The sequence below is a fragment of the Pseudomonas syringae genome (assembly GCF_021605415.1).
In the GTDB taxonomy this organism is placed as follows: domain Bacteria; phylum Pseudomonadota; class Gammaproteobacteria; order Pseudomonadales; family Pseudomonadaceae; genus Aquipseudomonas; species Aquipseudomonas syringae_S.
Genome location: NZ_WKEQ01000002.1, coordinates 17,542 through 28,520 on the forward strand (window position 1 = coordinate 17,542; position 10,979 = coordinate 28,520).

The 10,979-nt window shown below is 58.0% G+C and carries 7 protein-coding genes; 4 read left to right on the forward strand and 3 right to left on the reverse strand.

Features of this window, described 5'->3' with window-relative positions; translation table 11 throughout:
- Window positions 1-249 precede the first annotated feature (249 nt).
- Window positions 250-696, reverse strand: coding sequence for an NHL repeat-containing protein (locus tag GIW69_RS01725; RefSeq protein ID WP_236480421.1), 447 nt, complete (start codon window positions 694-696; stop codon window positions 250-252).
- Window positions 680-2,131, reverse strand: coding sequence for a pyruvate kinase (gene pyk, locus GIW69_RS01730; protein ID WP_236480422.1), 1,452 nt, complete (start codon window positions 2,129-2,131; stop codon window positions 680-682). The genes GIW69_RS01725 and pyk overlap by 17 nt, the downstream gene beginning before the upstream one ends.
- 181 nt (window positions 2,132-2,312) lie before the next feature.
- On the opposite strand from pyk, the gene GIW69_RS01735 reads away from it, so the two are divergent.
- Together GIW69_RS01735 and GIW69_RS01740 are read left to right on the forward strand one after the other, a co-directional pair.
- Entirely contained in the window at window positions 2,313-2,699 is a 387-nt protein-coding gene (locus GIW69_RS01735; RefSeq protein ID WP_236480423.1) for a tetratricopeptide repeat protein, read from the forward strand.
- Between the two features lie 226 nt (window positions 2,700-2,925).
- Window positions 2,926-3,285 carry a PilZ domain-containing protein gene (locus tag GIW69_RS01740; protein WP_236480424.1) on the forward strand — a complete coding sequence of 120 codons (360 nt, stop codon included), beginning with the start codon at window positions 2,926-2,928 and terminating at the stop codon, window positions 3,283-3,285.
- A 74-nt stretch (window positions 3,286-3,359) separates the two neighbouring features.
- On the opposite strand, the gene GIW69_RS01745 is transcribed toward GIW69_RS01740, so the two are convergent.
- Entirely contained in the window at window positions 3,360-3,731 is a 372-nt protein-coding gene (locus tag GIW69_RS01745; RefSeq protein WP_236480425.1) for a DUF6124 family protein, read from the reverse strand.
- 436 nt (window positions 3,732-4,167) lie between these two features.
- On the opposite strand from GIW69_RS01745, the gene GIW69_RS01750 reads away from it, so the two are divergent.
- Complete coding sequence (locus GIW69_RS01750) at window positions 4,168-7,158, forward strand: hypothetical protein (RefSeq protein ID WP_236480426.1); 2,991 nt, start codon at window positions 4,168-4,170, stop codon at window positions 7,156-7,158.
- A 156-nt stretch (window positions 7,159-7,314) separates the two neighbouring features.
- On the forward strand, window positions 7,315-10,935 hold the full coding sequence (locus GIW69_RS01755) for a Tc toxin subunit A (RefSeq protein ID WP_236480427.1): 3,621 nt from the start codon (window positions 7,315-7,317) through the stop codon (window positions 10,933-10,935).
- Window positions 10,936-10,979: the final 44 nt, after the last annotated feature.

Sequence of the window (10,979 nt, forward strand, 5' to 3'; positions counted from 1 at the left end):
CCGTAAGGCGAGATAGCCAATGTCGACGACGTCCCATTTAATAAGTAATCAAAGCAGAGCATATACTGTCATAAGTGACAGTTCTTTAGAGTGAGTGGCAATAAAGAAGTTGGCCGCTATAAGCAATGACCTGACGACCTGCTGGAATTTGGCTCGCGCTTCGATTGGATAGGAGTACCAAAAGCCGGGTGGCTTATGGTGAACCTTGGCCATCGTGTGTCACAACCGAACTTCCGCTCCAATACGCTTTTATTGGTAAGCCGTGCAACGCAATTGTTGGAGAAATAGTAAAGCCCTGCCGTTATAAGCAGCAGAAGAATGGATGATTGGCGAGTAGCCCAGTGGTCCATCAGCGTTGTAACGTACAGCGGCACTCATCGTCAGAAAGATGAGAAAGACTTCTCCAAACAGCAGAATTTTTCCATCCTCCTGAACGGCAAGTGAATGGCCACGTGAATTGGGGTGCTCGGGAAATTGGCCTGTCACTATTCCGGTTTCAGCAAAATCACTATCTAAACTGCCATCTGAGCGCAGGCGGCCCAGAAGATAATGAACGCCTGCGTCACTGTTCACGGTGCCTGCAACGTGAAGCTTCCGGTCATCGCCGTCGCCCACGATCCAGACAAAAAAAGCCCCGCCATTCACATGGCGGGGCTTTTGTTTGCAGCAGAACGGCGGTTTAAACCTGCGGATCACCTACGTGCAAAATTTTCATGCCGTTGGTGCCACCAGTGGTGTGGTAGCTGTCGCCCTTGGTCAGGATGACCCAGTCGCCTTTTTCCACGACACCGCGTTTGGTCAGTTCGTCGATCGCTTTCTGGCTGACTTCGTGCGGTTCCAGCGAAGCCGGGTCGAACGGGATGGTGTACACGCCACGGAACATTGCCGCGCGGGCCTGGGCTTCGCGGTGCGGAGTGAACGCGTAGATCGGCACCGAGGAACGGATGCGCGACATGATCAGCGGGGTGTAGCCGCTTTCTGTCAGGGCGATGATCGCTTTGACGCCCGGAAAGTGGTTGGCGGTGTACATGGTCGCCAGCGCAATGCTCTCGTCGCAGCGGGTGAATTCCTTGCCGATGCGGTGGCTGGAAGTCTTGCCGGTCGGGTGTTTTTCAGCGCCGACGCAGATACGCGCCATCGCTTGCACGGCTTCCAGCGGATACAGACCGGCAGCGGATTCGGCGGACAGCATCACGGCGTCGGTGTAGTCGAGCACGGCGTTGGCCACGTCGGACACTTCGGCACGGGTCGGCATCGGGTTCTGGATCATCGACTCCATCATCTGGGTCGCGACGATCACTGCTTTGTTGTGGCGGCGTGCGTGCAGAATGATTTTCTTCTGGATGCCCACCAGCTCGGCGTCGCCGATTTCCACGCCGAGGTCGCCACGGGCAACCATCACGGCATCGGAAGCCTTGATCAGACCGTCGAGGGTTTCGTCGTCGGCCACGGCTTCGGCGCGTTCGATCTTCGCCACCAGCCAGGCAGTGCCGCCGGCCTCGTCGCGCAGTTGACGGGCGTATTCCATGTCGGCGGCGTCGCGCGGGAAGGACACGGCGAGGTAGTCGACTTCCATTTCGGCGGCGAGCTTGATGTCGGCCTTGTCTTTTTCAGTCAGGGCCGGCGCGGTCAGGCCACCACCACGACGGTTGATGCCTTTGTGGTCGGACAGCGGGCCGCCGATGGTCACGGTGCAATGCAGTTCGGTGGCGCTGGCGGTGTCGACGCGCATGACTACACGGCCGTCGTCGAGCAGCAGCTCGTCGCCCACGCCGCAGTCCTTGACCAGGTCCGGGTAGTCGATGCCGACCACTTGCTGGTTGCCTTCGGTCAACGGATGGCTGGTGGAGAAGGTGAATTTGTCACCGATCTTCAACTCGATCTTTTTGTTGGCGAATTTGGCGATACGGATTTTCGGGCCTTGCAGGTCGCCGAGCAGGGCGACGAAGCGGCCGTGCTTGGCCGCGAGGTCCCGCACCAGTTTCGCGCGAGCCTTGTGCTCGTCGGGGGTGCCGTGGGAGAAGTTCAGACGGGCAACGTCCAGGCCAGCCAGAATCAGCTGTTCGAGAACTTCCGGCGAGTTACTGGCCGGGCCAAGGGTAGCGACGATTTTGGTACGACGGACGGACATGCAAAGACTCCTGAGTTCAAGCGCTAGCGAAGGCTACTATGCTCTTGAGGTGTAGTCATTGTTCGATTGCACTACTTTTTGGGCGAGTTTCTTTCTTTATCGAACGAGGCAACTTTAGTTGACGCGTGCCTGAAGATTTCCCGTGCAGGGTCGATACAGAGCACAAGACAGGAGAACCCCCATGCGATTGTTGCCCATTGCCGCCCTTGCCCTCAGCGTCCTCGCCGTCACGGGCTGCACCCGTTGGTCGATGAACCATCATTTGAATAATGCCTACAGCGCCTACGACCGGGGCAATTGCGACCAGGTAATGCTCGAACTGTCGAAGGTCGAGCGCTCCAGCCGTGCCCGCCCGTACGTGTGGCCGGAAGTGTCGATGATGCGCGGGCAGTGCCTGGAACGGCAAAAGCTGTACATCGATGCAGTGCAGACGTATCAGTTCATCATCGCCTCGTATCCCGACAGCGAATACGCTTACCGCGCCCGCGCCCGTCTGGAAACATTGCAGAGCCTGGGCCATTACCCGACCCGCAGCGCGGCCGCCGTTGTACGTCCGACGCGTTTCTGATGCCGGTTGTCATACAAAACCTGACCGACTGTATAGGCTGAGCTATAGTCCAGAAACCCGGTTTAGAGCCAGAGTTCTGGACGGGCAACACCCGCGACTGGTCAGCAGTCAGGTGACGGCAGTGTTGCGACCGTCACACCGGAAGCGGGGAGAGCAGGCCTGCCAGACAGGGCTGTTCCGAAGCTAAGGTGCGGCTCCCTGCGGAGCCTTGCATGGCGAACTGCGCATGTTTACTGACCGCCGTATTCAACGGCAACAGCTGCCGTATTTCCTCAGGGTGTTCAACAGTGTTACCGACAGGCCCATCGGTTTTCTGGGCAATGTCTCCGGCGACGGACTGATGCTCATCAGTCATTTGCCGATGATGATCGGGGCGGATTTCGACTTGCGGCTGAAAATCCCCACGGATGACGGGTGCCAGCAGATCATCGACCTGTCGGCGTGTTGCCTCTGGTGCCACGAAGATGCAACGCCGCTGCATTACGACGCCGGATTCAGCCTGCAACGGGCGCCGCCGGAATATGGGCAATTGGTCGAAGCGCTGCGCCAGTACTTCAGCTTTCTGCCGTTGCCAGCGTCGGCCTGACCCTTTCAAAAGCAAAAGATCGCAGCCTGCGGCAGATCCTGCAGTGGGATTGCGCGAGGCTGCGTTTTTACCGCTTAGGCGACCGCAATTGCCCGTTCGCTATCGAGCGTACGTTCGACCAGCAACAACCCCAACTCACTCAACTGATACGCCGCCATCGCCAGATGCCGTGGTTTGTCGTCCAGGCTGTCGGCCAGGTCGAGCAGCAGAATGCTGACCGACGAAAAGGTTTCGTAGGTCTGAATGGCGATGGCTTCAGGGTTGGCGTCGGGTGCGATGGTGAACATTTGCATGGCGCGATCCACCGAGTTGACGGGTTTGCGGGTGTCGGGTTTGAGGTAGTGGTCGAGCGCCTTTTCGGCAGCCTCGCTGAGCTTCTTCGAATCGAGGGATTCGTAGGGGGAAACGTCGTCGGTTTCCGGAGGGTTCGGTGTAGGTTTGAACATGGTGATTAGCCCTTTCATTAGTGCTTTCACCTCTTCGCGACTAAACGAAGGGGTGGCAGCTGTACGCAGGTTAGTCGACCGGTCCAATCACCAAACCCGGCGCGCCGAAGCGCCCTGCGCACAGCCACCATCAAGTGCAGGAATTGGAAGTACCTGACTGATAGAGCGCAATGCAAATTGGTGACATACCCGAGCGACTAAACCCGATCGCTGAGATCAGCGACAGGGCTCACGTTACGGGGCATGACCCAGGTGCACAAGCCGGCCGATTCTGGCGGATGTGTAGGCAAAGGCGCAAGGCGCGGTGGTTTGCGGCAAGTGTCTTACAGACAACCGTTGATCGGGACTGTCAACTCTGACAGGTAGGCGGCCAACCTCATCTGTTCTACAAAATCCCCTGAGCCCAAGTCGCGGCAATGGTCAGGAGATAGGCAGCATGAGCACGCAAAGCACTGACGACGAAACACCCCTGGCCCCCTTGGTGATCAATCTCCCGACTCAAAATGCTGTTGTCGGTCCACGCGTCACGGCGTCCGGAAACTGTGATTCGGCAACAGAGCTGAGCGTGCAAATAAGAGGGGTGCATTATCCGCCTTACGCAAGCGGTCAATGGTCTGTGACGGAGGTGCTCAGCGTCGACAAACTCACACCGGTTACGCTCCTCGCGCGTCAGGGGGCGAGCAGTGTAACGAGACAGTTATATGTCCAGCCCTTTGAGCAAATCCCGGAAATACAAGCGCCCGCGAACGGCGCTGTATTTTCAACCGTTCCAATCCCTATCAGAGGTGTCGCGCTGACGGGATCGGTAGTGACCATCAAAGATACCAGGCAAGGCATTTTGGGCACAGTAACGGCAGGCGAGTTCGGGGAGTGGTCGACCCATATTTCGCCCTCGGTCGGCGAACTGATCGTTACCGCCAGTCAGGCCATCCCTACCGGTACACCAAATCCCAGCGCCCCCTGCACCTTCGCATATACCGCATTGATACCGACTATTACATCCCCGGACGACAACTCGTTTCAGAACGACACGTTTACCTTGGGAGGCATACACGGTCTCGTTGAGGGTGTGGTTGAGGTGTTGATCGATCTCAGCGAAGAAATAGTAGGCAGTTCGCAGTTGTTGACACAATCAAGCTGGACGGCTCCGGTCAAAATCCAAAAGCCTGGAATTGTTTCGCTGGTGGCAAGAAACGTCAAAGACGGCGAAGCCTTTGGCAGAAGCGCCCCGAGGGCGTTCAAGATTCGCCCACCCTATGTGAAGAGTTTCAACGCTGAATGGACCCTGGAAAGCCTCACATTTCATGGAGAAGGCTACGAGGGTGCAACGATCCTGATCGTTTTCAAGCAATGGCCAGGCGATACACCACCGGCACCACTGCCTCTCGTTGTCGTGAAAGAAGGCACTTATGAAATGACGGTGCCGAGATGGCCTTATGGTGTCTATCTGTTGGAGATCGCACAAAAGTTGCCCGACGGCGCCGGCGGCTGGATTGAGTCAAATTATTCTGACGAACTGGTCAACCTTATCGTTGCCGAACCTACTGCGACCTACGTCGTCAATGAACGCATCCCTACCTTCACCGGCACAGGCATCAGCAATGCGACAATCATCATCGCAGACGACAAGGGCGACCCGGTTGGCGTAAGCAACACCACGGTATTCAACGGTATCTGGTCGGTCACGGCCGATATCGCCTGGGCACCGGTCACTAATCGTGTCATCCACGTGGTGCAGGAAGTCGACGGTCACCGCTCCCTGCCATGCGTACTCGAAGTCACCATCGACCCGCTTGAACTGCCGACGGATGTCGATTACCGCACCGAAGCCTACAAACCCGTCTTTTCAGGGCGAGGAGTCGTTGGGGCAACGGTTTTCATTCAGGACGAGAACGGCGTCGACGTCGCTCAACCGCTTCTGCTCACGACAACAACCTGGACAATCCCCGCCAAAGACATCTGGGGCCCGACCAGCCCCGCGCGCAAGATTCATGTGCTGCAAAAAAAGGATGGCTTAAGCTCCGAGCGGGTCACGCTGGATGTCTCCATTGCACTGCTGGCGCCTGAAATTACCGAAATCATCGATGTCACCGGCAAAGATTTGCATGTGCGAGTCAAAGGCACAGGCTGGACTGGAGCGCAGGTCACGCTGACCTTCAGCGACAGCGCCGCCGCGCACTTGATTGATGTCCGAGAAGGGAATTGGGAGTTCGAGCGCACCACGCCGTTCGTTCCAGCCACGGTGTACACGGCCACCGCCATCCAAAAATTCGGCGGCCAGGTATCGCCTGTTGCATCAAAATCGTTCGAAGCCCGGTTGCCGGCCCCCACCATTACCTACCCTGGTGTAAACGATGATGAATGGCGCGACCTGACGGTTATCGGCGGCAAAGGATACAAGGGCGCGAGCATGCAAATATGGGACGCGCAATTCATGCTTCCACTGGGTAATCCCAAAATCCTTGACGCAGACGGTATCTGGTCGATCGACCTGGCCGGTCTGGAACTGCGCACCACCGAAATCAAGGCCATCCAGTCATTCAACAGCCGGGATTCCGAGGCCAGTAACATCGTCAAATTCGATGTGACTGTCCTGCCACCGCAAATCACGGTGCCGATTGAGAGCGGCCATCTGCCGCGAATCTCGACGCTGTCCGGCAAGGGCGTTGAAGGGGCGTTGGTCACGGTTTGGTTGCAGGGCGAGAGTGAACCTTTGCTGAACCAAGTGTTGGTCAACGATCAGGGCATTTGGTCGGCGATGGTGATTTTGCCAGTTGGTAGGAAGGTCATTCGATGCCAGCAACGTTTCGCCAACATCACGTCCAAAGACAGCCCTTTGCGCACCTATGACGTCGTACCGGCCGCGCCAGTGATAGAAACGCCGGTGGCGGGCGAGCACGTTGGCCGTCGCGTGGTGGTGTCTGGTTTTGGCGTGCCGGGTGACAGCGTGACGGTGGCACTGGGCAGTGCCACGAACCCGTTACGGCAAAGCAGCCCGGTGCTGGAGGATCGCACCTGGTCGGTCACGCTTGAGATCGATCATCCCGGCGGCGATGACACATTGCAGGCGTTCGCTTCCTACAGTGGCTTCACATCGGACGCCGCCGAGCGAGCGTTACGGTTGGGTACTTATCAGCCATCCATCGATCTGCCCGCGCCAGGACAATGGGTCAGCCATCCGGTGATATTCAGCGGCCAGGGCCGACCCGGCGTCGGGCAACTCGTGAGCTGGTTCAACCCGGAGCAGGTCTGGGTGCCGAATATTGCCGTCACCGCCGCAGGATGGCAGTGCGAAGCACAACAAGCGCTGCCGCCGGGGGGCCAATGGTGCCGGTTCAGGCAAACGTTGAGCGATGGCGCGGACGGCGCGACGCAGTCTGACTGGGTCGACAGCGAGCGCTTCGAAATCGAGCCGCCCGCCACATAGCCTCGTAAGCGAATAACCGACGGGCGGTGGGCTGACCTGTCAGATCTGACAGTAGACGACCGACCCGCCCGGGCGCCCAATCAATTGAAGCTAAATGCGCGGCCTGCGACGTCATTCCGGCCGTTCAGGATTGTTATCGTCTCAAGGAAATAGATCATGGCTGATGCCCGTCCGGCTTCGCAGCTATTGAGCCAGGTGTTCAGTGAAGAGCAGCTCGCGCAATACGCCAACCTTGCCACTTACCTCAAGGACGGTGGCTCGATCTTGCCGCTGGTGGAGAAGGGCGTTCACGGGCTGGCGCGTGACTACAATCTCAGTCCTGACGACGCCCGGCAGTTTTTGCGCAGAGCCAACAGCATGGCGGTCTACCTGCGGCGTCAGTTCATCGAACACACCTTGTACGGTGACTCACCGCAGGTTTTTCGGGCTCGCAGCGGTTTCACCGCGCTGATCAGCGGCCCTAGTTTCGAGGGCTTGTTTTCGCCCAAATTCGAATCCATGTGCCCACCGGATGCGCTGGAATCGATTACCTCGCCCGTGGCCTACCTGATCGAATTGCTGCGCTGGATCGAGGATCGTATCGAGGCCGTGGGCAGCGCTGAAGAGAAATACCGCTTCAAGCAGCGTCGCCAGGATCTGGCGGCATTGGCGGTCGACTTCAACGCGGTTCATCAGTCAGTGTCAGCCGTGGACATCATTGTCAAAGTGCTCGAAACGTTTATCGAAAAACAAGAACCGGACGTGCAGCTTGAACAATCATTGATCGACGCGCGCTATCCCAATGGACTGCCGTACTACCAGCACTGGGTGACAGTGGATGCCGTTGCCCGCCACCATGGAATGTCGGTGGGCAACTTTGCGCACATGGTGGATATCAATTTCCCCTACTTTCTGCAGGATCAGGCCTGGGATGATGATGCCGGTCGGGCGTTGACGCATGCCACGCGGCTGGGGCCCTATCAGCGGACACTGCTGACAGAGGCGGCCCCGGAGATTGATGATCGAGACGAATTTTATGTCGTCAATTTCGGCGCGGCACAGGTGACATGGCAAAACCTCAATCAAGTGGCCTTCTTTGGCCAGCGAACCAAACTCGATACGCCGGGGCTGGAAGCGTTGTTATCAGTGCGTGCATTCGCGCCGACACGATCGCCCAACGTCAGTTATTCATTGGATGGGGCGAAGCTTGATGGCGTGGCAGAAAGCGGTTACTCGGGTTCGGTCTATATCAATGCCAATGCGTTTCCCGGCATTGAAATTGTCGGTTCGGACGACGGATTCCAATTCCTCCACAAGCTGGACATTGATCCGATCGAGTTAGAAGGGCTACGACAGTTCGACCGGCTCAACCGCAAACTGCGTCTGGATCAGTGGCTCGATCTGCCTTCCGATCAAGTCGATGCGTTACTCGCGGCGGCCATCCGTGCCGATTGTCGAGAAACGCCTGAGGAAAATAAGTGGCTGATCAGCGAAAACGTCATCCATGCCTTGGGACTGTTTCAATCGTTGCGTGAGCGCTATGACTGCACGGCGCAGGATTTCGCGGCGTTTATCGATGAAGTCTCTTTATACGGTCGCGGCGAAACACTTTCGCAGTTCGATCAGATCTTCAATGGCCAGGGCGATTATCGTCAGCCATTGGTGCTGGATAACGAGCCTTTCCCGATATTGCCCGCACAAGGTCAGCCCGATCTGACCGTGACGCAAATCTGCAGTGGCCTGGCCATCGACCTCAAGACTTACGCGTATCTGGCCGTTACGATTGCCGGCGCGCAGGGCAAAGCGGATAACCTGTTGCGGGACGCGCCGACGCTGTCCGCTTTCTACCGCCTGGTGAAACTGCCGACTCTGCTGGGCATCACGCCGGTCGAGGGCGTATTGATGCTCAGCTTGCTCGGGGGCAAGGGATGGGTTGACGGTCTGGCCGGTATCCCGGGAATCGGGTCGGACGCCGGCGTACCGGATGCGCTGAATCTGATTTACGCGATGCATTCGTGCGCCGGCTGGTGTACCGATCGCAAACTGCCAATGTTATGGATACTGCAGCAGGTAGCGCCGCCCCAGGCGCCCACGGTTCCCGGCGAAACCGAGACCCGCTTGTTCGAGCAGGTGCTCAATCTGTTACCCGGTTCACTGTTCACCAACACGGCTTTGCTGATGGCAGGCGTACCGGTGCTGCCGGGTGCCAGTTGGCTCGATTTGTTGACGGTGCTGGTCGATCCCGATGGTCTGGTGATCGGCGCTGCGGACGTTCAAGGCGATTATCCGACGTTCGTCCGAACGATCCTCAATCAGGCCGTCAGGGATGGGCTCGGCGAAATCGATAGCGCCACCCGAGCGCTGATCGTCGAGCAAATGTTTACCGTATTGATGCAGGCCCAAGAAGCCCAGGTGTCCTTGGTCAAGGAGACCCTGGCGGTGTATGCGGGTATCAACGCCGAGCAGGCGCTGTTGGTTCTGGCCTGGGCCAATGCGACGGTCTACCAGCTTTTGCGCCAGGTTTCCGAGCGTTCGGAGTCAGGGCTTGAAGGTGTCACGAAGGCTCGTTGGGCGCCTGCCGATCCCCTGCTCGTGCTGCTGGCGGATCTGCGCCGGCGCAGTGCAATCGTGACCCGATTTGAACTGTCCGCCGAGCTGTTGCAGGACTATCTGAATTACGGCCACAAAGCCTGGCTGAATCAGGATGATAAGCACGCATTCACAGTCAGGACTCTCTATTACTTGACCGTGCTCGCCCGGGCCTTCGAGCTCAGTGAGCAACCGGCCAGCAAACTGCTTGCCTATTTGCGCGAGGTCGATGCCTTGCCTGATCCGCTCACGCCAAATCCAGCACGCATCGCTCAAGAAGCGGCGGCGATCCGCCTGGCGGAATTTTTCGACTGGAGCGTACAAGAGGTGCGCGAATGCGTCGACCGCATTGCGCCGCAGTACAAAATTCTGCGCAGTCTCATCGAACTGGATTTGCTCATGCGTATCCGTGTGCTGTCGGCGCACACCGGCATGGACGCGCTGACAATCTTTCTGATGGGGAGGTTGCCCGAAGTAGTCGATAAGGACAGTTATAAGGATGCGGCTGAACACGCATTGCCCAGCCTTACCGAAACCGCTGCGCCGGTGCTCAAGGTTGCCGAAGATCTGAAGCAGATCGTCAGCATGACCTGCGAGGTCGACCAAACCGAGGTGGTTGCCAACCAGCAGGACGCACCTCTCACGTTTACCGTGACGCTCAAGGACATCGCCGGCAAACCGTTGACCGGCGTCAACGTCTACTGGAGGGCTGTGCTCGGCACTCTCGCGACTGTCGCGACGGACTCCAGTGGGCAGGCCAAGGCGACGTTCATTCCCGGCAAAGTCATGGGTACCGACACGCCGATGTTCTGGCTGGATCTGTTAGAGCCCGAGTATGCGCCGACCATCCAGGTGATCGCCGATAAAGACACTTTGCAGTTTCCACCTCCGCTCATGTCGCCAGTGCCACTGGGCGTCGTCGCATTCGGCGGAGAAATCGAGCTCTACGCCACGCTAATGGATCGTTACCAGAACCTGGGTATCAACAGCCTGGTCGACTGGACTTTCGAGGCGCTGGACAGCGATATCGAGTCGCCCACCTTGATCATCCGTCCCGCTCAGGGCCTTACAAACCAGGAGGGGGTGACGCGGGTGTTTGTGTCCAGTCCCAGCGGTGGGCGGTTCAAGATCGAAATCATCATCTCCGCCAGCAACACCAAGTCGGAGTTTGAGCCCATCACGTTTGCACCCGCACCGGACGTGCCATGACCGGCTTCGCTGATGCTTCACGTGTGCTCGCTTTCGCCCCGCAG